General features: G+C 59.5%; 16 protein-coding genes. 12 read left to right on the forward strand and 4 right to left on the reverse strand.

Annotated features, from left to right (window positions below; all coding sequences use genetic code 11):
• Positions 1-41: 41 nt before the first annotated feature.
• Positions 42-1040: an NAD(P)-dependent oxidoreductase gene (locus HF320_RS01020; protein ID WP_169276683.1), complete on the reverse strand. Its 999-nt coding sequence runs from the start codon at positions 1038-1040 to the stop codon at positions 42-44.
• A gap of 295 nt (positions 1041-1335) precedes the next feature.
• On the opposite strand from HF320_RS01020, the gene HF320_RS01025 reads away from it, so the two are divergent.
• Together HF320_RS01025 and HF320_RS01030 are read left to right on the forward strand one after the other, a co-directional pair.
• On the forward strand, positions 1336-3894 hold the full coding sequence (locus HF320_RS01025) for an ATP-dependent helicase (protein ID WP_169276684.1): 2559 nt from the start codon (positions 1336-1338) through the stop codon (positions 3892-3894).
• Between the two features lie 358 nt (positions 3895-4252).
• Complete coding sequence (locus HF320_RS01030; RefSeq protein ID WP_169276685.1) at positions 4253-5197, forward strand: ROK family protein; 945 nt, start codon at positions 4253-4255, stop codon at positions 5195-5197.
• An 88-nt stretch (positions 5198-5285) separates the two neighbouring features.
• Here the strand turns inward: HF320_RS01030 and HF320_RS01035 are convergent, their stop codons facing one another.
• Together HF320_RS01035 and HF320_RS01040 are read right to left on the reverse strand one after the other, a co-directional pair.
• Positions 5286-7928, reverse strand: a complete 2643-nt coding sequence (locus HF320_RS01035) for a transglutaminase domain-containing protein (RefSeq protein WP_169276686.1) — start codon at positions 7926-7928, stop codon at positions 5286-5288.
• Positions 7929-7931: 3 nt separating this feature from the next.
• Entirely contained in the window at positions 7932-9281 is a 1350-nt protein-coding gene (locus tag HF320_RS01040; protein ID WP_169276687.1) for an alpha-L-fucosidase, read from the reverse strand.
• A gap of 269 nt (positions 9282-9550) precedes the next feature.
• Between HF320_RS01040 and HF320_RS01045 the strand changes: the two genes are divergently transcribed.
• From HF320_RS01045 to nhaA, 7 genes are all read left to right on the forward strand, one after another.
• Positions 9551-11260, forward strand: coding sequence for an ABC transporter substrate-binding protein (locus tag HF320_RS01045; RefSeq protein WP_169276688.1), 1710 nt, complete (start codon positions 9551-9553; stop codon positions 11258-11260).
• A 121-nt stretch (positions 11261-11381) separates the two neighbouring features.
• Complete coding sequence (locus HF320_RS01050) at positions 11382-12302, forward strand: ABC transporter permease (protein ID WP_169276689.1); 921 nt, start codon at positions 11382-11384, stop codon at positions 12300-12302.
• Between the two features lie 9 nt (positions 12303-12311).
• Positions 12312-13211: an ABC transporter permease gene (locus HF320_RS01055; protein ID WP_169276690.1), complete on the forward strand. Its 900-nt coding sequence runs from the start codon at positions 12312-12314 to the stop codon at positions 13209-13211.
• A gap of 10 nt (positions 13212-13221) precedes the next feature.
• The gene (locus HF320_RS01060; RefSeq protein WP_022386806.1) at positions 13222-14217 is read left to right on the forward strand and encodes an ABC transporter ATP-binding protein; all 996 of its coding nucleotides are present in this window, start codon (positions 13222-13224) and stop codon (positions 14215-14217) included.
• Complete coding sequence (locus HF320_RS01065) at positions 14217-15206, forward strand: ABC transporter ATP-binding protein (protein WP_169276691.1); 990 nt, start codon at positions 14217-14219, stop codon at positions 15204-15206. The genes HF320_RS01060 and HF320_RS01065 overlap by 1 nt, the downstream gene beginning before the upstream one ends.
• A gap of 248 nt (positions 15207-15454) precedes the next feature.
• Entirely contained in the window at positions 15455-16381 is a 927-nt protein-coding gene (locus HF320_RS01070; protein ID WP_169276692.1) for a manganese-dependent inorganic pyrophosphatase, read from the forward strand.
• 144 nt (positions 16382-16525) lie between these two features.
• Positions 16526-17869 carry a Na+/H+ antiporter NhaA gene (gene nhaA, locus HF320_RS01075; RefSeq protein WP_169276693.1) on the forward strand — a complete coding sequence of 448 codons (1344 nt, stop codon included), beginning with the start codon at positions 16526-16528 and terminating at the stop codon, positions 17867-17869.
• 165 nt (positions 17870-18034) lie between these two features.
• On the opposite strand, the gene HF320_RS01080 is transcribed toward nhaA, so the two are convergent.
• Entirely contained in the window at positions 18035-18289 is a 255-nt protein-coding gene (locus HF320_RS01080; RefSeq protein ID WP_022386810.1) for a hypothetical protein, read from the reverse strand.
• Positions 18290-18389: 100 nt separating this feature from the next.
• On the opposite strand from HF320_RS01080, the gene HF320_RS01085 reads away from it, so the two are divergent.
• From HF320_RS01085 to HF320_RS01095, 3 genes are all read left to right on the forward strand, one after another.
• The gene (locus HF320_RS01085; RefSeq protein WP_169276694.1) at positions 18390-19694 is read left to right on the forward strand and encodes an aspartate aminotransferase type Ic; all 1305 of its coding nucleotides are present in this window, start codon (positions 18390-18392) and stop codon (positions 19692-19694) included.
• Between the two features lie 78 nt (positions 19695-19772).
• Positions 19773-21161 (forward strand): amidohydrolase family protein, encoded by a 1389-nt coding sequence (locus tag HF320_RS01090; RefSeq protein WP_169276695.1) that lies wholly within the window; start codon positions 19773-19775, stop codon positions 21159-21161.
• Between the two features lie 132 nt (positions 21162-21293).
• The gene (locus tag HF320_RS01095; protein ID WP_169276696.1) at positions 21294-21608 is read left to right on the forward strand and encodes an STAS domain-containing protein; all 315 of its coding nucleotides are present in this window, start codon (positions 21294-21296) and stop codon (positions 21606-21608) included.
• Positions 21609-21754: the final 146 nt, after the last annotated feature.

Raw genomic sequence — 21754 nt, forward strand, 5'->3', positions numbered from 1 at the left:
GCTTAGGCCGAGCGGCGCTTTTGTTATGCCGCGACGACGTGTTATGCCGCGACGACGTGCTCGGGCATGATGCCTCGAACAAGATAGTCGACCTGTGCCTTGAGCGTCATGCGGCGCAAGGTGTCGTTGGCCTCATCGGTGCAGTAGGCGGTATGCGGCGTGACGATGCAGCGGGGGTGCTCGATAAGGGTGCGATTGGGGGCGGTCTCATCGGCAAGGACATCGAGAGCGGCAGCGCGGATGCCGCGTGCGCCGTTGCTGGAGATGTTTTCGTCCAACGCGGCGAGCAGCGACTCCTCGTCGATAACAGGGCCACGGGCGGTGTTAATCAAGAAGGCGCTAGGCTTCATGACCTCGAGCTCGTGGGCGCCAATGAGTTTTTCGGTTTGCGGAATAAGCGGGCAGTGCAGGCTCACCACGTCGGAGACGGCGAGCAGCTCGTCAAGAGTTTCGGCTTTAGTGCAACCTGCTTGGGCAAGGTCCTCGCGGGTCTTGGTGGGCGCCCATACCACGACGTTCATGCCGAGCGCCTGCACGATGCTCGCCATGGCGCGGGCGATGTTACCAAAGAATACGAGGCCGATTGTTTGTCCCTGCGTGCGATGCGCGGTATAGCCTCCAGTGGGCTCCCAGGCACCGGCGAGCACTTCTCGGTTGGAGAAGGTGATACTGCGCATGAGGTCGAGCATGAGCCCTGCTGCGTGCTGGGCGACATCGGGGGAGCAGTAGCCAGGGCAGTTGGTGGTGATGATGCCGTGCTGTGCAAGGGCCGACACATCGACGTGATTGATCCCGATAGACATGCTCGAGACGATGCGAATGCCCGCGTCCGCCATGGTGTCTGCCGTCTTTGCCGATACAGGGCCGAACTCGCCAATAAAGCCCTCGCATCCAACCATCTGTGCGGGGCTGGGGTCGACAAGCGGTTCATGTGCGCACCCGATGAGCTCGATCTGATCGTCTACGCCCCATTCTTTCAGGATCTGCTGGGCCTTTGCTGTCGAGCCGTCCACCATGTAGTACAGGATACGATGCGCCATTGGGTTTTCTCCTTCGTTTATTCGCCCCTCATTATGCGACGGCGTGCGCGCTTTTGCGGGGAGGAGGGGATAACGTAACGCCCGCGCCACAATCGGTATCGTGGTGCAGGCGCGTTATATGAAGGGAATGTGAAAATGTGACACATTAAACCTGTCGACTTTTTGTCACATCGGTGCCCGCTCGTGAGCCCCTGATGGTCGCAGGGTTGCTTGCTCCGCGTATCCGTGCGGGCGGCTATACTGGTACGGCTCATGTATCTGGCGCCATCGCGCCGTTTGGAATGGAGTTCTATTCATGGCGTACGCCGTCGATATCGATTCGCTCAATCCCGCCCAGCGCGAAGCCGTGCTCACTACCGAGGGGCCGCTTCTGGTGCTTGCCGGCGCCGGTTCCGGTAAGACTCGCGTGCTCACCTTCCGCATCGCTCACATGGTTGCCGATCTGGGCGTGCGTCCGTGGCAGCTCCTTGCCATCACCTTTACCAATAAAGCTGCGGCTGAGATGCGCGAGCGTCTAAGTTCTCTTTTGCCGGAGGGTACGCGTGGCATGTGGGTGTGCACGTTCCACGCTATGTGCGTGCGCATGCTTCGCGAGGATGCTGATCTTTTGGGCTATACCGGCCAGTTCTCCATCTACGATGATGACGATTCTCGCCGCATCGTGCGCGATATCATGCAGGCGCTTTCCATCGAGCAAAAGCAGTACCCCATCAACATGATTCGCTCCAAGATCTCGGCCGCGAAAAACGCCATGATCGGCCCGGACGAGATGAGCGATCGCGCGTCGAGTCCTCAGGAAGAGAAGGCCGCGCGTGTTTACGCAGAGCTGGAGCGTCGCCTGCGTGCCGCGAACGCGATGGATTTTGACGACTTGCTCGTGCGGACGCTGGAGCTTTTGCGCAGCCGCCCCGAGGTGCTCGAAAAATATCAGGAGCGTTTCCGCTATATCAGCGTGGACGAGTATCAGGATACGAATCACGTGCAGTACGAGATCGCGAACCTGCTCGCTGCCAAGTACAAGAACCTGATGGTTGTGGGCGACGACGACCAGTCGATTTATTCCTGGCGCGGCGCCGATATCTCCAACATCCTCGACTTCGAGCAGGATTTTGCCGATGCCAAGGTGGTTAAGCTCGAGCAGAATTACCGTTCGACCGGCCATATTCTTTCGGCGGCAAATGCCGTGGTGCGCCATAACTCGCAGCGCAAGGATAAGCGTCTGTTCACCGCCGCGGGCGATGGTGAGAAGATTCAGGCCTACCAGGCAAGCGACGAGCGCGATGAGGGGCGCTGGATCGCCTCGGAAATCGACAAGCTTCATGACGGCGGTACGCCGTACGACGACATCGCCGTGTTCTATCGCACTAACGCGCAGTCGCGTATCTTGGAAGATATGTTCCTGCGCGCAGGCGTGCCCTACAAGATTGTGGGCGGCACAAGGTTCTTTGATCGTGCCGAGGTGCGCGATGTGATGGCCTATCTCAAGATGGTGGTGAATCCTGCCGACGAGATGAGCGTCAAGCGTGTGATCAACACGCCGCGCCGTGGTATCGGCTCCACATCCATCCAGAAGATCGAGATGCTTGCCGCCTCCAATCGCTGTTCGTTTTTCCAGGCGTGCGAACTCGCTTGCGCCGAGACGGGCATGTTCTCGGCCAAGGTCCGCAACGGCCTGGCCGATTTCGTCAACATCGTGCGCCGTGGTCGCCGTATGGATGGCGAGCTCAAAGATGCGGTCGAGGCTATTGTGGAGAGCGCGGGTCTTGTCCAGGCGTATCGCAGCGAGGGCACGATGGAGGCCGAGGGGCGCGCCGAGAACATTCAGGAATTCATGGGTGTAGCCGCCGAATTCGAAGAGAGCCACGAGGATATCGAGGGCACCTTGGAGAGTTTGGAGGAGCTGCGCGCTGCCGGTGTCGGCGACGTGCCTCAGCCTGCTCCGGCGTCCACGCTTGCAGACACGCCTTTCGCGTCGAGCGCGGCACAGGCCGCCTCGGAGATCGAGCGCACCTATGGTCCGCTGGCGTGCAAAGCGCTTCCCGCGCTGATGGAATGGCTCGCCCTTCGCTCGGACCTCGACGCGCTTTCGGGTCAGTCGAGCGCCATCACCATGATGACTATCCATTCGGCAAAGGGTCTGGAGTTTCCTGCGGTATTCGTTGCCGGCATGGAAGAAGGCATCTTCCCGCATGTTGCCGGCTTTGGTGGAGAGGACGCGGCGAAGCTCGAGGAAGAGCGTCGCTTGGCATACGTTGCTATCACGCGTGCACGTAAGCGCCTGTTTCTTACCTATGCTGCCACCCGTCGTACCTACGGCTCTACGCAGGCCAATCCTCGTTCGCGCTTCATGAACGAGATTCCCGATGAGGATATCGAGTTTTCCGGTATCGGGTCATCCGGTTTTTCCGGCACGGGCTGGGAGAAGCGCGGCGACCGCCGCGGAACCTTTGGATCCGGTCAGGGCTCGGACATGTACGGTGGGCGCGTGTTTGGCTCGTATACACGTTCGACGGGAGGCTCAGGCGCTTCTGCCGGGTCGTATGACAGCTTCTTTGGCGTGGCGGGAACCGAGCGCCATCGCGGCGTGAGCCCCGATGCGGGTCGCAAGCCGGCTACGTTTGGCAGCGGCGCCGCGCGTCCGCGTCAACAGAAGGCATCCGCTCCGGTCGAGCAGCGCCGTCCCGATGCCGCGCGTGCTGCCGAGGTCTTTGCCGTGGGTGACGCCGTGAGTCACAAGACGTTTGGTGCCGGTACCGTTATCTCGGTCGATGGCGACATGATCGAGGTCCAGTTCGAGAAGAGCGGGAAGACCAAGAAGCTCATGAAGGGCTTTGCCCCCATCGTCAAACTGTAGCCCCATCGGCGCGCTGTAGCACCGGATCTTCACCCTCAATCGTCGGGCGCCGCACGCTAGGCGCGGTACCCTCCTCTTTCGGGTCAATCTGCGGTACTACAGTCCGCCGATGACCTGGTCCCGCGTGGCGTTTTGCCTAGGGCGTCGCTTGCGTATCTTAAGTACGCGGCGCTCCTCTTTCGGGCGAACCTCCGGCGCTGCAGCGTGCCGATGGGTCTTGATCCGTGTGGAACACCGGATGGGCGCGTGGTTACTACCACTCCACGATGCCTGAGGCACGATTGGGGCGCATCGCGCTATCATTCGGGCATAGCGATAATTACGGGCGATAAGCGCTCGCGGTGGAAAGGGAACGAACATGGCAGACGAACTCTATGTTGGCATCGACGTGGGCGGTACTTCGGTTAAGATCGGCGTTATGACCAAAGAAGGTGACGTCGTTGCCAAGGCGGGCGTCCCCACGCCTCCGCTGGTTGACGAGGCCGGCTATACCGCCGTCACGGATGGCGTCAAGTCCATGCTCGAGAGTGCCGGTGTCGATGCTTCCCTGCTCAAGGGTATCGGTCTTGCGGTTCCCTGTCCCGTTCCTGCCGACGGCAACATTTCTGTCATCGCCAACCTGAGCCTCAATTTGTTGGGCGTGCACGACGCGCTCCAGGCTTCCTTCCCGGGCGTATACGTTGGTTTTCTCAACGACGCCAACGCGGCAGCTATGGGAGAGCTTTGGCGCGGCGCCGGTGCGGGCTATAACAGCCTCGTACTCGTGACGCTCGGCACTGGCATCGGTGCGGGCGTTGTGTGCGACGGCAAGGTTCTTGCAGGTGCGAACGGCGCCGCGGGCGAGCTGGGTCACGTGATTGTCAATCCTGCCGAGTCGCGTCAGTGCGGCTGCGGCCGTCATGGCTGCTTGGAGCAGTATGCTTCGGCTACGGGCATCGTCAACAGCTATCGCATGGAGTGCGAGAAGCGTGGTAGCGAGCCTGTTGAGCTCTCTGGTCCTTCCGATTCGCGCAGTGTATTCGAAGCCCTCGTTGTAGGCGATGAAGCCGCGCGTGCTGCCGTTGACACCATGGCAGGTGCTCTGGGTTTCGAGCTCGCCAACGCCGCATGCTCTTTCGATCCCGAGGTCTTCGTGCTGGGCGGTGGCGTTTCTGCCAGTGCCGAGCATTATCTTGACCGCGTGACCGAGGTGTTCAAGAAGATGACGCTGTCTTGCTGCGCAGACACGCCCATCACCGTTGCCTCTCTTGGCAACGACGCCGGCATGCTCGGCGCCGCTTACTACGCGGTGGCCAACGCGTAACACGCCTCGTCATATCGATCGCAGCAAAAAGGGGGCACCTCAGACGAGGTGCCCCCTTTGCTTGTTGGCGAATACAGCCCGCCTTGCACTAGACGAGAGTGATGAGCTTCATCAGCAAATCGACAGTGCCAACGTTGTAACCGGCGGTTGCATAGACGCCGCGCAGGCTGCCGTCGAGCTGCTTGCAGGCAAGCACCGTGAGCGGCAGCTTCTCGGGATTCGCAAACATGCGGCGAGCGAGCTTCTCGGGCAGCTCGGTAAAGTCGTCGTAGGCGATGGTCACGCCGGTGAGCGTGGGAAGCGTGCGAGCGAGTGTGGGGTCATCGAGCTGGGAGGGGTCACTGATCACGAGGACGAGCGGCAGATCGGTTTCGGCGACGCGCTCTGCCTGCTCGCGAAGCTCGTTGAGCAGGTGCTCGGTAGGCTCCATTCCAGGCTCCAGGAACGAGATGGCAACCGGGTGCGAATCCGATCCGTGCTCGGCAGCGATTTTTGCGGCATCGACAACGTTGCCGTCGGCGTCGCGCAGGGCGAACGCCTCGAGCGCGATATCCTCGAGCATCTGTGATGCCTCGGGCTCGCGCAGGACGAGTTCGATGGGCTTGTCGGTGCCTGCGTCGCTTACATGGAAGGTGCGCTCGGCTGCCTGCGTATCGCCGTTGGGCAAGCGCGTGCTGCACACCAGGCGATAATCACCGGCGGGAAGCGGCAGCGTGCACGAGCCGTCTTGGACCGAGGCACCCCAGAAGTCGAGGGCCTCGAAGCCCAGCGCGCGAGTTCCGGCAACCGTAACGCTTGTCTCCAAGCGGGCAACGCTCCAGGCCTGGAAATATCCAGGACCGGGCTCCACGGTGGAAGTGAATGTGACGTCGGCGGTGTGCTCGGCGCGCTCGACGGCCACAAATGCGCCCTGGTGGTAATACTCGATGGCGCGATCATGCGGGTTTTGACGAGCGGCGATACCAAAGGTGCGGCAGATTGCCACGAACAGTGCACGGCAGGTGACGGGGCTGCCCTGGCGGGAGAGCCAGGCGCCGCGCGGGCTGGCGCAGAGCTTCTTGACGTGCTCGGAAGCGGTGAAGTCGAGGTTTTCGCAAATCATGTCCCAAACACGGCGCGGGTCTGCGCGGAATTCCTCGACTGTCGCCGCGTCAAAAGTCTCGACAAAGTAGGAGCGGAAGCTCGAGAGCTGTTCGAACATGATGCGCGGAGCGAGGACGTACTTGACGTAGAGCTCCTCGGCAGCGTCTTTTGCACCCTCGCGCTCGAGGTAAGCGATGGCGGCGTCGTGCATGGCGCGGGCGCCGGCCAGATGATCTTCCAAAACATCGGCGGTAAGGTCGCGGAAGTCTTTTGAGGTGAGCGTCGAGAGCAGCTGGACGCGATCGGCGCCGTTGTCCACGGAGAGGAAGCGATCAACTTCGGGGGCGTTGGCAAAAGCCTGCTCATAGTAGGCGAGACATTCGTCTTTGCCATGGCCTGCGGCGTTTGCCAGGCGACGTGCCTCCTCGACAAAGCCTGCCACGCGCTCGGTGCGCATCTGGTCGGCTTCGTGCTTGCGAGCACGGCCAGATGCTGCCTGTTCGGGCGTGAGGGGGCAGGAGGGGGCGGGATGGTCTGCCGGTGCGTGGACGTCGATATCGCGCCATGCGGCGGCTGCGGCCGTGTCCACGTCGTGCAGGGTAAGTTCCACATGATCGCACTCGCCGGTGTCGACCAAGGTGTCTGCCATTTGATTTTCGGTTGCGGCGATAACGCGCAGAGTGCCCTTGCCGATCACAATCTGGGCATGGCCGCATTCATCGGCGATGAGGTGCGCGATGTCGCCCCATTCGGCGGAGTTTACAAGCGTCAGGCGCACATAGGCGCAGGGTGCGGGCTCGCCCGCCTCATCGGTGACCGTAACCGTGAGTTTGACGGTGGGGCCATAGGCCGCCGTTTGGTTCACGATGACCTGGCTGCCTTCGCGTGCGAGGATGCTGCGATCGCGCTCAAAATCGCAGCCGTAGTCGGAGAACAAGCGCGTGTGCACCAGCATGGCGCGTCCGGAGGCGGCGGTGAACCAACCGCGGTTAAGCGCCTCTTCAGGCTCGCAAGCGCCCAGGTAGTACCATTCGCCATCGACATAGGCTTCGACCCAGGCGTGGTTGTCATCGCAATGGGCCCAAAGCGGGGTGTAGATCTGACGGGCGGGGATGCCGTTTGCGCGCAGTGCGGTGACCAGATAGGTTGACTCTTCGCCGCAGCGGCCATTGCCGGATGCCAGCATGCCCAGTGGCCCCAGGGTGCGCTCGTCGGCAGTCTGATAGGTTGCGGTCTCGCAGCACCAGTAGTTGGTCTCGAGCACGGCGTCGTGCGCGCTCATGCCTGCGATGCGTTCTGCAAGCTCCTTGCGCAGGATGGGCCACGAATCGACGAACGGCTCGTTGTTCACGCGCGGGGTTGCCACAAAGTGGATAAAGATGTCTTCGTCAACATCGCGGCACCACGGCGAGGTGGCGCGAAGCTCGACGGCTTGGCGTGCGATGGATTCGAACACGGAGAAATCGGCGTCGAATACGTCGGTGAGCGGCAGGGTGCCATAGTAATTTTTGATGAGCGCAGCGACGTCGGCGTTGTCGACGCGGGCAAGGCCCGCGGCGATGGTGCTCGCGAGCGGCTTGAGCAGCTCGGCACGCTCGTCAAATTTAGCTTGGGCAAAGGATGCGAAGGCGGGGGAGAGAATGCGCATACGTTAGTTCTCCTTGATCTTGATGGCCAAGACGGTGTCAACGGGGTCGGGCAGATAGGGCGAGGGACCCAGATCGGCAAAGGCGATGTCGGGATAGTCGCTGTGCGTCCAGCTGGTGGAGAGCTTGACCTCGCTGCCATCGCGCAGAAGGCGAATGGACTCGATGCGATCTTTGGGCACGCCCATGAGCGGCACGGGGCCCAGGGCGTTCTCATATAGATGGAAGTAGTACGTATTGCCGTTGCGCGTGATGCGACCCCACTCGGGGCGCTCGGGCTCGATGGGGCCGCCTGCGGCCATGCCCGCGCCGTAGATGCTCTGGGAGTTGCGCGCCATCCAAGCACCGATCTCCTTCAGGATGGCGCAGGACTGCTCGGGGAAGCGACCCGTCGCGTCGGGGCCCACATTGAGAATAAGATTGCCGCCCTTGGAGACGCACTCCACCAGCTTGTGGATGAGCAGCGACGAGGGTTTGTAGTTGGTGTCGGTAGAGCAGTAGCCCCAGTTGTCGTTCATGGTGATACAAGATTCCCAGGCAAGGGGGTTGCCCTCGGCGTCCAGGATGCCGGTCGGCGGGATGATGCGCTCGGGCGTTACGAAGTCGCCGTGATAAGGCGTGGGGTTGCACTCTGCGAGCGATCCGTAGCCCTCACCCGAGACCTCGAGGCGATTGTCGGTGATGACCTGCGGCTGCAGCTCGCGTACCATGCTCATGAGCTCGGTTGCGCGCCAGGTCTCGCCGCGCATCTTCATGCCGTTGACGGGCGAGTCGTAGGCAAAATCGAACCACAGCAGGTCGAGCTTGCCGTAATTGGTGCACAGTTCGCGCACCTGCTCGTGCATGTAGTCGAGGTAGCGGTTGAAATCGCGTTTATCGTTGCAGCCCGCTACGGGGTCGTTGCGCAGCGGGGCCTGACGATCGCCGTACTGGGGGAAGTCGGGATGGTGCCAGTCGATGATCGAGTAGTATAGGCCTACTTTTAGACCCTCGGCACGAAACGCCTCGAGGAACTCGGCGACGATATCGCGCCCAAAGGGAGTCTTGGTTGATTTCCAGTCGGTGGTCTGGGTGTCGAAGAGGCAAAAGCCGTCGTGATGCTTTGCGGTGAGTACGGCATATTTCATACCGGCCTCACGTGCGGCGCGCGCCCAGGCGCGGGCATCGAAGGCATAGGGGTTGAACTCATCGAAATAGGGCTGATAGAGTTCCTCGGGCATCTCCTCATCGCTGCGAACCCATTCGCCGCGAGCGGGGATGGAGTACAAACCGAAATGAAGGAAAAGGCCAAAGCGATCGTGCAGGTACCATTTCATGCGTTCGTTATACCGAACGCGGTCAAACTGATAGGTCATGGCAATCTCCGTTCTGCTGCCGACGTTTTGTGTACAAATCGCGTGTTATGGGCCGTGAAAGGTAGTTATTTTGGGGTGATCGGTAAGTCGACCCACCGTTTACCTGCTCGGATAGTCATGTTAAAGCATCGTAAACGGAGAAACAGGGCGAATTTAATACAATAAGATGTGATGTGTGGTTCTTCGGAGACGAAAGACTTCGAAGGCCGCGTAGAGAAAAAGGGTGCCCGCGATTCTGGATGGCTCGCAGGCGCGAAAGGAGAGTTTTCATGGACTTGGAAAACAAGCTTAACCCCGCCGTTTCCCGCCGTGGTTTCGTCGGTGCCGCTGCTGCTGGCGCCGCCGCTCTCGGTCTTGCTGCTTGCGGCAACACCGGCTCCGACACCAAGGGCTCCGCAGCCGGCTCCAGCTCCAGCTCCGTCGAGGAGATCGTTGCTGACAAGGACGGTTTCGTCGTCAAGGCAGAGAAGACCGACGGCAAGGCCCCCAAGAACGAGTGCATCATCGCGCTCGAGGGCGAAATCCAGAACATGCACCCCATGAACTGGTCCGATGGCAACTCCGGCAATGTCGTGTACTACATCTACGATTCCCTGTATGCGTTCGACGAGGATTACAACTTCGTCCCGAAGGCCGCCGACTCCTATGAGGTCTCCGATGATGCCTGCACCTACACCTTCCACATCCATGAGGGCATCACCTTCGAGGACGGTACGCCGCTCGATGCAGACGCTATCGTCACCAACTATCAGGAGTGCATCAAGAAGGAGAACGGTTGGCGTCGCCGCCGCATGTTCATCCGCACGATCGATGACAACACCGAAGAGACCCGCATCGACAACGTCTACAAGGTCGATGATGATCCTTTGACCGTCGCCTTCCACCTGCCGAAGCCCTACGCTCCGTTCATGAACTCCATCACGCAGTTCTACATCGTTAATCCTAAGGTCATCACCGATCCGGATTACGATTATGGTAAGAAGTCCGCTGGCTCCGGCCCTTACATCCTCGAAGAGTATGCAAAGGGCGACCACTGCTCGCTCGTCAAGAACGACAAGTACTGGGGCGGCCAGAAGGACGAGGGCGAGGTTACGATCGACCGCGTCGACTTCAAGATCATTCCCGAGGCTGGCTCCCGTATCGCCGCTCTTCAGACCGGTGAGGCTACGGTCATTTACCCGATGCCGACCGACCAGGTCGCTACCGTCCGCAGCGCTGGCGACATCAACATGGTCTCCATGCCCTCCACCACCATGCGCTATGTGACCCTCAACACCAACGTCAAGGAGCTCTCCGACGTTCGCGTGCGTCAGGCCATGAACTACGCCTTCAACCAGGACGAGTACGTCAAGGTTATGTACGCTGGTGCCGCTACCCCGGCTACCTCCGTGCTCCCCGCTCTCGTTCCCGGTTACAAGGAGCAGGAGCCGTTTGCCTACGACCTCGACAAGGCCAAGTCGCTGCTCAAGGAAGCCGGCTACGAGGATGGCTTCGAGGTCGAGATCATCGGCGACAACTCCACGCAGGAGACCAAGGGCATGACCTTCGTCATGCAGCAGCTCAAGGAAGTTGGCATCGACGTTAAGGTTGTCCCCAACGAGGCCGCTACCAACGCCGAGATCGCTGCTGAGCCCGAGGACACCACCAAGATTCAGATGTGGTACGTCAACTGGTCCCAGTCTGACGCCGACGGCTTCATGCGTTCGCTGCTTTCCACCGCTATGACTCCTCCGACCGGCTACAACACCGCCTTCTGGAAGAACGAAGAGTTCGACAACGAGCTCCAGCTTGGCAACGAGGGCAAGACCGAGGACGAGCAGAACCAGCACTACGCCAAGTGCCAGGACATCGTCTGGCCCGAGTGCCCGTGGCTGTACCTCGCTTCCGACAACACGCTGATGTCCTACAAGGCTTACCTCACCGGCATCAAGTATGTTGCTCAGGGTATCGATGTCATTCATGCTAAGCTCAACGCTTAAGGCTGCGCGTGTTTGATTCTGTAAGCTGACAAGCAAGCAGTTTTGGCTGCCGGCCTCCCATCCGCGGAGGCCGGCAGCTTTGCGCTTTGATTGTCCTTAATTTGAAAGGGGAGGGAGCTAAATGGGGAAATACACCGTTAAGCGAATCATCAACATGATTCCGCTGCTATTCGTTATCTCCATCATCATCTTCTTGTTCATCCACCTTATCCCCGGTGACCCCGCCCGCCAGATTGCCGGACCTACCGCGACCATCGGCGAAGTGGACGAGATTCGTAACCAGCTTGGTTTGAATCAGCCTTTGGTGCCGCAGTACATCAAGTGGATTACCGGCATTTTCACGGGTAATTTCGGTGTCTCGTATGCCAATAAGACCACCGTCATCGCGCTCCTTGCGCCCCGCCTGCCCATCACCATCTACCTGACCATTTGCTCTATTACTTGGTCTGCGATCATGGGTATCATCATCGGCGTTCTGGCCGCTGTGAACCGCGGTCGTGCGTTCGATCTTATCGGCATGGTTATCGCCATCGCCGGCATCTCGCTGCCTAACTTCTGGCTGGGTCTGCAGCTCATGCAGATCTTCGCCGTGAACCTGAGGATCCTGCCTACGGGTGGCCTTGATTCGTGGAAGGGCTACATCCTGCCTTCCATCGCCATGGGCGCGGGCATCATGTGTATTCTGGCGCGCGTGACGCGCTCTTCGATGATTGAGAACCTGGGCAAGGATTACATTCGCACGGCACGTGCCAAGGGTCTGCCCGAGCATCGCGTGATTATGCGCCATGCGTTCAAGAACTCCTCCATCGACGTCATCACCGTCACTGCGCTTCAGATCGGCGCATTGATCGCCGGTTCCGTCGTGGTCGAGTCGGTTTTCTCGATTCCGGGCCTCGGCCGTCTGCTCGTCGATTCCATCGGCTTCCGCGACTACGAGGTTGTGCAGGCACTCATTTTGTTCTTCTCGCTGGAGTACATGGTGATCAACCTGCTTGCGGACATCCTGTACGGCATCATTAACCCGCGCGTGCGCTACGAATAGGAGGTTGCCATGTCTGATACCACTGCTAATGCTGCCTCCGCAACACGTGAGGCTGAGGAGCTGCCGAAGGCGCAAAGCCCCGTTAGGCAGTTTGTCAAAAAGTTCTTGCGCCGCAAGACCGCCGTTATCGGCTTTCTGTTTATCGTCTTCATCCTGATTCTTGCCGTGATCGGACCCAACATCACGCCGTACGATCCCAACGCGTACGACTACAGCGCGATTTTGGCTGGCCCTTCCGCTAGGCATCTGTGGGGCACCGACGAGTTTGGCCGAGATGTCTTTAGCCGCATCCTTGCCGGCACGCAGCTGTCGCTTGGCACGGCGCTTACCGCTTCGATCATCGGTACCGCCGCGGGCGTCGTCTTTGGCCTTATCGCCGGCTTCTTTGGCGGCATTGTCGACTCCCTTATCATGCGCGTTTGTGACGTTATGTTCGCGTTTCCGGGCATCCTGCTCGCCATCGCCATCGTGGCCATCATCGGTCCGGGCATCACCAACATCATGATCGGTGTTGCCGTTTTCACGGTGCCGTCGTTTGCGCGTATTATTCGCGGCGCGGTGCTCGAGGTGCGTGGTGAGCTGTACGTCGAAGTGGCGCAGTCCATTGGCTGCCCGTCCACCCGCACCATGTTCGTGCACATCTTCCCGGGTACCATGCAGGCCCTCATCGTCAACTTCACGATGAATATCGGTGGCGCCATCCTTTCGGCATCGTCCCTGTCCTTCCTGGGCTTCGGCGCATCCGTGACGCAAGCCGAGTGGGGTGCGATCCTGTCTCAGGGCCGCAACTACCTGGCTATTGCTCCGCACCTGGTCCTTTTCCCCGGCTTGGTGATTTTCTTGACCGTGCTTGCCTTCAACCTGTTCGGTGACGGTCTGCGCGACACGCTCGACCCGCGACTGAACTAAGGAGGCCCTGATGTCTGAAACTCTTTTGGAGGTCAAGGACCTCAGAACGCAATTTAAGCGCGGTAAGAAGGATTGGATCACGGCGGTAAACGGCGTCTCCTTTAACGTCAACGCTGGCGAGATCGTGGGCCTGGTCGGCGAGTCCGGCTGCGGAAAATCCGTAACCTCGCTTTCTGTCATGCGCCTGCATAACGAGCGTCTGACCAAGATTTCCGGCTCCATCAAGTTTGGCGGCAAAGAGGTTCTCGACCTCACTACGAGCGAGATGCAGTCCATGCGCGGTAACGAGATGTCCATGATCTTCCAGGAGCCCATGAGCGCTCTTGACCCGATCATGCGCATCGAGGATCAGCTTGCCGAGGCCATCAGCCTGCACAACAGCAACATGAGCAAGGCTGAGATTCACGAGCGTTGCGTTAACGCCCTCAAACTCGTGGGCATCCCCGAGCCCGAGATGACGCTTCGCAACTATCCGCACGAGCTTTCGGGCGGTATGTGCCAGCGCGTCATGATCGCTATGGCTATGTCTTGCGAGCCCAAGCTTCTGATTGCCGACGAACCCACCACGGCTCTCGACGTGACCATCCAGGCGCAGATCTTGGCGCTGATGGAGGACATTCGCAACCGTCGCAACACCGGCATCCTGCTCATCACGCATGACTTGGGCGTTGTTGCCGAGACCTGCAGCCGCGTCATCGTCATGTACGCTGGCAATATTGTCGAGGAAGCACCGGTCAAAGAGCTGTTCGCTAACCCGCAGCACCCCTATACCGAGGGTCTTATCGCTTCGGTGCCGCGTTTGGGCAAGCGCCTGCATCGCCTGCCGTCCATCCCCGGCTCCGTTCCCGATCTGTCCGTCATGCCCGAGGGCTGCCGTTTCGCTCCGCGCTGCAAGTATGCACAGGATTCCTGCAAGCAGAAGCTGCCTGAGCTCCAGACGGTTGCCGAGGGTCATCGTTGCGCGTGTCCGTTCTATCGCAATGCTCGAGAGGGGGCTCAGCAATAATGAGTGCAACTGAGACCAAGCCGTTGTTGTCCGTTCGTCACCTGAGCAAGAAGTTCCCTGTGGGCAAAGACTTCTTCGGTCGTGCCAACAAGTTTGTGCACGCGGTGAACGACGTGTCCTTTGACATCATGCCCGGCGAGACGTTCTCGCTCGTAGGCGAGTCCGGCTGTGGTAAGTCCACTACCAGCCGTCTGATCAACCATCTCATCAAGCCCAACGAGGGAGAGATTCTCTTTGAGGGCAAAGACGTGGCGAAGCTCTCCGAGAAGGAGGTTCGTCCGCTGCGCGCCGAGATGCAGATGGTGTTCCAGGACCCATACGGATCGCTCAATCCTCGCATGAAGGTGCAGGACATTATTAGCGAGCCGCTGCTTGTTCACACCAAGATGAGCAAGGGCGAGCGTCTGAAGAAGGCGCAGGAGCTGCTCGAGGTCGTTGGCCTTTCGGCCAGCCATGGCGAGCGCTATCCGCACGAGTTCTCTGGCGGTCAGCGTCAGCGTATCGGCATCGCCCGTGCGCTTTCGGTTAACCCCAAGCTCATCATGGCCGACGAGCCCGTTTCGGCACTTGACGTGTCTATTCAGGCTCAGGTTCTGAATCTTCTTCGTGATGTTCAGGAGCAGTACAACCTGACGTACCTCTTTATCTCCCACGACCTTGCTGTTGTTGAGATGATTTCCGATCGCATTGGCGTCATGTACCTGGGTTCGCTGATGGAGGTCGCTCCCAACGAGGACCTTTACAGCAACCCGCTGCATCCGTATACGCAGGCTTTGCTTTCCGCTGTGCCCATTCCCGATCCTTCGATTGAGAAGAAGCACGTGCTTATTGAGGGCGACCTGCCGAGCCCCACGAACATTCCTTCGGGCTGCCCGTTCCACACGCGCTGCCCGCATGCTACCGAGAAGTGCAAGACCGAGGTTCCGCAGATGACGGAACATACTCCGGGCCACTTTGTGAAGTGCCACTTTCCGGGTGTGAAGATCTAACAGATCGTTCGGCATATATTTGCATTCAAGGGGGGAGACGTCCAAGAACGCCTCCCCCTTCTTATGTGACAGCAAAACGACAGGTTTATTTTGTCACATTTTCACATGTCCTTCATATCGTGCCCGGATGACGGCTCTCCGTGCGAGATGTGACGAATAAACCCGGGGTGCGCCGTATGGAGGGCGCACCTTGAGTTCGTGCTACCATTTATTCGTTTGAGTACACCTGTGCAAATGGAGGAAAATCCATGGCTACCGTTCTTGTTTTTGGCCACCAGAATCCCGATAACGACGCCATCATGTCTGCCGTCGTGCTGTCCCAGCTTCTCAATCAGGTTGAGTATGCTGGCAACACCTACGAGGCATGCGCTCTGGGCGCTCTGCCTGCCGAGTCTGCGAAGCTTCTCGCCGACGCTGGCGTGGCGGAGCCGCGTCAGATCGACTCGGTTGAGGAAGGTCAGCTCGTGCTCCTCACCGACCACAACGAGAGCGCTCAGTCCGTTGAGGGTCTAAAGTCTGCAACCGTCTTTGGTGTGGTCGACCATCACCGCATTGGCGATTTCGAGACCGCCGGCCCCCTGCACTACCTCGCCTTCCCGTGGGGTTCCAGCTGCACGATTGTGACTAAGGTTGCCCAGATGCTGGGCATCGAGCTCACCGATGTTCAGGCCAAGCTGCTGCTTTCCGCCATGATGACCGATACGCTCATGCTCAAGAGCCCCACCACTACCGATGTTGACCGCACTGTGGCCGCCCAGCTGGGCGAGCAGGTGGGCGTCGATCCCGTTAAGTTTGGCATGGAGGTCTTCCTTACCCGTCCGTCCGGTTCCTTCACTGCTGCCGAGATGGTGGGCAACGACATCAAGATGTTCGAGCCTGCTGGCAAGAAGCTCCTCATCGGTCAGTATGAGACGGTCGATAAGTCTCGCGCTCTGGGCATGATTGACGAGATTCGCGAGGCCATGCGTGCCTACGCTGCCGAGAAGGGTGCCGACGGCATCGTCTTGTGCATCACCGATATCATGGAGGAGGGCTCGCAGGTGCTTCTCGAGGGCGACACGGAGTTCGCTCAGAAGGGCCTGTCCATTTCTGACGAGCATGATGGCGTGTGGATGCCCGGCGTGCTTTCCCGCAAAAAGCAGGTTGCTGCCCCCATTATCGCTGCTGCTGAGTAATTTCGGTTGCATATGTCGCGTAAGTCTGCCTAAAACGGTGTAGATTTGCGCGCGGTGGGTAGGATAATTCCAGACGCAAGGTTTAGCGCGACTCGCATAACAGCGGGCCGCGCTTCTTTTAAGTTTCAAACAAGGAGGCCGCCTATGGAATCATGCGACCAGCTCTTCGACGCCGCCCAGAGAAAGCGCCTTGAGCGCCATGATCTATGGGATCGGGTCACGTCAAACGGTACGATATCGGCTGCGGTGATGGTGCTCGCTGCAATCGCCGCCGTCGTGTGTGCCAACACAGCTGCGTACGAACCCATCCATCATTTCCTGGAACAAGAGCTCTTTGTGGGCTTGGGCTCGCTAACGGCGGGGCTTACCGTTGAGGTCTTCGTAAACGATTTCCTCATGGCGATTTTCTTCCTGTTAGTTGGTATCGAGCTTAAATACGAGATGACCGTGGGCGAGCTCACCAACCCGCGCCAGGCGATGCTGCCGATGCTTGCCGCCGTGGGCGGCGTGGTGGTTCCCGCATGCATCTATGCCTTCCTAAATAAAGGCGGGGCAATTCATGGTTGGGCAATCCCAATGGCGACCGACATCGCGTTCGCGCTGGGCGTTATGTCGCTTTTGGGCAATCGCGTGCCCAACGGCGTGCGCGTGTTCTTCTCCACGCTGGCTATCGCCGACGACCTTATCTCGATTCTCGCCATTGCCATCTTCTATGGCCAGAGCCCCAATCTGCTGTGGCTGGCCGCCGCTGTGCTGGTAACAGTGCTTCTGATTGTGCTCAATCGCACACGTCACTTTAGGCTTGCGCCCTATATTATTCTGGGCCTGCTGCTGTGGTTCTGCATGTTCAAATCGGGTATTCACGCTACGCTCGCCGGCGTGATCTTGGCTTTTACCGTGCCTGCCAAGTGCGGTGTCAAACTTTCGAATCTTACCGACTGGCTTGGCGAGATTATGCCCGAGCTGGACGATCATTTTGACGAGGACGCGCATGTACTGGGCCAGCATGACTTCACGCATGCTGCCACGCGTGTGGAGCGCGTGATGCATCGTGTGACCCCGCCGCTGCAGCGCTTGGAGCATTACATCAGCACGCCGGTAAACTTCTTGATCCTGCCCATCTTTGCTTTTGTGAACGCGCAGGTGCGCCTGGTGGGCGTGGACATGGGTGCTTTGCTTGTCGACCCCGTGACGCTTGGCACGTACCTTGGCATGCTGTTGGGCAAGCCCATTGGTATCTTTGGAGTGACGTTTGTCCTGGTGAAGCTTGGTTTGGCCGAGCTTCCGCGTCGTGTGAACTGGAAGCATATCGTGGGCGTTGGCATTTTGGGCGGCATTGGCTTCACCATGTCGATTCTTATTGCCGGCCTGGCGTTCCCGGCTGCCGAGTTCGAGGTCTTGGCGGCCAAGGCTGCCATCTTGGGCGCCTCGGTCACAGCGGCCGTGGTGGGCATGATCTATATGAGCCGTGCTTGCCCGCGTCGTTAGCGCCCGCCCTCAATAAAACAAGATAAACAAGGGGCCCGCCACCGTGCTTGCTTCGACGCGGTGGCGGGCCTTTGGCGGTGAACGGTGTGATTTCGCCCCCAAACAGCAAAATGTGACAAATTAAACCTGTCGACTTTTTGTCACATCTAGGGAAGAGGGGGGTGATTATTCTACGGTGCCGTAGAGGGAGCCCCAGCCGTGGGCGGCGAGGGAGGAGTTGAGCTGGTCGCAGAGGCGCGAGCGCTCGTATATGCCAGGCGGCAACAGGGTCACGATCTCCATGAGGTCGGCGGGTAGATCGAGGATCTCGGCTTGCACTACAAGGTCAAGTCGGTCGATTTCATGCTTGTTGGAATACAGGCTGTCGACTAGACGCTGAAGTTCTCCGTACTCATCTGCTTGAAAGGAGCCAATGCGCATGTTTCCTCCTCGCGCTCTTTTGCGCCCACGCATAAAGCGAGGCGTCGGTAAAGCTATACTTTAGCGGAGTGTATCAACGCCGGCGAGTGAAAGGCCGATTATGCAGACGATATATCAGCAGATGGATTCAGGTGAGCTTGCACAGACGATTGCCTCGCTTAAAGACGAGGTTGCCGCTGCCAAGGCTCGTGGCCTGGCGCTCGACATGGCCCGCGGCAAGCCCTCTCCATCGCAAGTGGACATCTCGCGCCCCATGCTCGATATCTTGGGCGCCGATTCCGATCTGCATGATGGTAGCGTGGACTGCGGCAACTACGGTTGTTTTGAGGGCATCCCTTCTGCGCGCAAGCTTGCAGGCGAGTTTTTGGGTTGCCCTGCCGAGCAGACGCTCGTGCTGGGTTCTTCGAGTCTGCTGATTGAGCACGATATCGTGGGCACCTTCTGGCGTTGCGGAACATGCGGGTCTGAACCCTGGTCGGCCTATGCCGCCGCCCATGAGGACAAGCCGGTCAAGTTTTTGTGCCCCGTGCCCGGCTACGACCGTCACTTCGGTATCACGGAGGACCTGGGCATCGTCAATATCCCGGTTGCCATGACCGAGGATGGTCCGGATATGGATGAGATCGAGCGTCTGGTCGCGTCGGATGATTCCATCAAGGGTATCTGGTGCGTTCCCAAGTACTCCAACCCCACGGGCATTACCTTTAGCGAGGATACGGTGCGTCGACTGGCTACCATGACTTGCGCTGCCCCCGACTTCCGTATCCTGTGGGATAACGCCTACTGCGTCCATGACCTCTATGATGAGGGCGACGAGCTCGCAAACATTTTTGACATCGCCCACGAGGCAGGAACCGAGGATCGCGTGGTCGCGTTCGCCTCGACCTCCAAGATTACCTTCCCGGGTGCGGGTATCGGATTCGTGGGCGCTTCGCCTGCGGTGCTTGCCGAGTTTGCGCATCACCTCAAGGCCGGCCTTATCAGCGCAGATAAGCTCAACCAGCTGCGCCACGTACGTTTTTTGCCCACGCTCGATGCGGTGCGCGAGCACATGAAGAAGCATGCTGAGTTCTTGCGCCCGCGCTTCGAGTGCGTGGAGCAAAAGCTTGCCGAGGGGCTGGGCAGCACCGGTTGCGCCACCTGGACGCATCCACGCGGCGGCTACTTTGTTTCTTTCGACGGTCCCGAGGGCTCTGCCAAGCGTGTGGGGGCGCTCTGTGCCGAGATGGGCGTCAGGCTCACCACGGTGGGTGCCACTTGGCCGTATGGGGAGGATCCGCACGACACCAATATCCGTATCGCCCCAAGCTATCCCACGGTGGAGGAGCTCTCTGCCGCCCTTGACGTTCTCGTACTTGCCGTCAAACTCGTGTCCGCCGAGCTCGCCGCCGAGGCGCTCGAGTAGCTCGAATAGCACATACCGTTCGAGCGCCCGAGCCTGCGACTGCATGCGGGGCGCACCCATGTATTCAGGGGGATTGTCATGATCTTAACCGCTCGATATGTCTTGCCCGTTGTGGGGCGTGCCATCGAAAACGGCGCCGTTGTGGTGCAAAACGGTCGCATTGCTGCTGTAAGTACCCTTGATGAGCTGCGCTATTGGTATCCGGATGACGAGGTGCGCGACTTTGGCACCGCAGCGCTCATTCCCGGTTTTGTGGACGCACACAGCCATTTGGAGTACTCCACCATGGGCGGCATTTTTGAGGATGTGCCGTATGCGCCCTGGAAGGCTCGCATCGTGGAGAAGAGCCGCCTTCTCACTCCGCAGGATTGGGAGGACGCAGCGCTGTTGGGAGCCGTGCAGGCTCTGTCTGCGGGCATCACCGCTATTGCCGATGTAACGCAGACGGGAGCGCCTCTGCGCGCCATCGCCGCTACCGGCCAGCACGGCGTGATCTATCGCGAGGTCACCACTCCAAAGAAATGCGACGTCAAGGCCGATATGGCCGCTGCCGATCGCGACATTCAGGACTGGCGCGCCTTTGCCGCAGATCGTGACATGCTCGTGCGCGTGGGCATCGGACCGGGTTCGATCTATGCCGTGCACCCCGAGGTATTGCGTGCCATTGGCGAATATGCCGACGAGCAGACCCCTGTTGCCGTCCATGTGGCGGGTTCTCGTGAGGAGGCGGACTTTATCCGCTATGGCTCCTCGCCGTTTGCCCTTGCCGCCGATAGCGAGGAGTCCCATGCGTATGAGGGGCTGCAATCCGATACCTTCCTGCCCACGGGCGTTTCCCCCATCCGCTATGCGCTCAACTGGGGCATCCTCTACGCACCCGAGGTCGTGGCAATTCATGCGATCTGCATCGAACCGGGTGACATCGAGCGCTTGGCCGAGCAAAACGTAGGCGTTGTTGCCTGTCCGCGTTCCAACGCTAAGCTCGGCAACGGCGTGACCCCGCTGCTGACATTCCGCGATGCGCACATCCCCGTGGCGCTGGGCACCAACTCTCCCGCCGCAGCAGACTCCACCGATCCTTTGGAGGAGATGCGCTTTGGCCTGCTGCTGCAGCGTGCAACCTCAGGTGACAAGGGATTCCTGTCTGCGCACGATATGCTTCGCATGTCCACCATCGATGCGGCGCGCCTTATTGGCATGGACAAGGAGATTGGTTCGCTGGAGATTGGCAAGCGCGCCGATATCGTGGCGGTGGACCTCTCGAACTCCATGCAGGTTCCCACCAACTCGCCGCATGCTGCGGTAGTGCATTCTGCCAGCCGTAACGACGTCATGATGACGATGATCGACGGTCGTGTGGTTTACGATCGCGCCGAGGGTTTTTCGCTTCCATGCGAGGCCGAACGGGACGACGTGGATGCCATCTTGCGCCGTGCAGAGGAATTGCGAATCAGGTTACGCGACTAGGGAGGCTGTCCTCTCGCACGTTACAATTGACAAAGCGAGGGCCTTCGCTGTTCGCAAGGTAGTTTCATCTCGCCGTGCGTCACCATGTCTGGTTGATGCACGGCTGTTTTCATCAAAGGCAAAGGAGACAACATGGAACTCGGCATCACCACCAGCCCCACGCCTGAACGCTATACCGTCCACGTTGCGGGCGAGGTCGATATTTCCAATGCGGATGCACTGCGCACCGCGATCGATCTTGCGCTCGAGCAGCCTCCGGCGGAGGTCGAGCTCGATTTTTCGCAGGTGTCCTATATCGACTCTACGGGTATCGGCGTGCTTGTGGGCGCCGCACATCATGCGCGTGACCACCAGAAGAGCTTTGCCATCACGGGCGCTCAGGTGGGCGTGATGCGCGTGGCGCAGCTTCTGGGCGTCGACAAAGAAATTGGCATGAGCGCCGCTTAAGCAGCGGAACCTATGGGCGCTGCGTAAACAATCCACAGTCTTGTTTAGGGCGGCCTCGAGCCGCCCTACTTCGGGGTATACTTTTGCTCGCTTGTTCGCATGATGCTGCGCTGAGGGCACGGTCGCAGGTGCTGTAGCGCATGCTT

The sequence above is a fragment of the Collinsella acetigenes genome, assembly GCF_012844445.1.
In the GTDB taxonomy this organism is placed as follows: Bacteria; Actinomycetota; Coriobacteriia; order Coriobacteriales; family Coriobacteriaceae; genus Collinsella; species Collinsella acetigenes.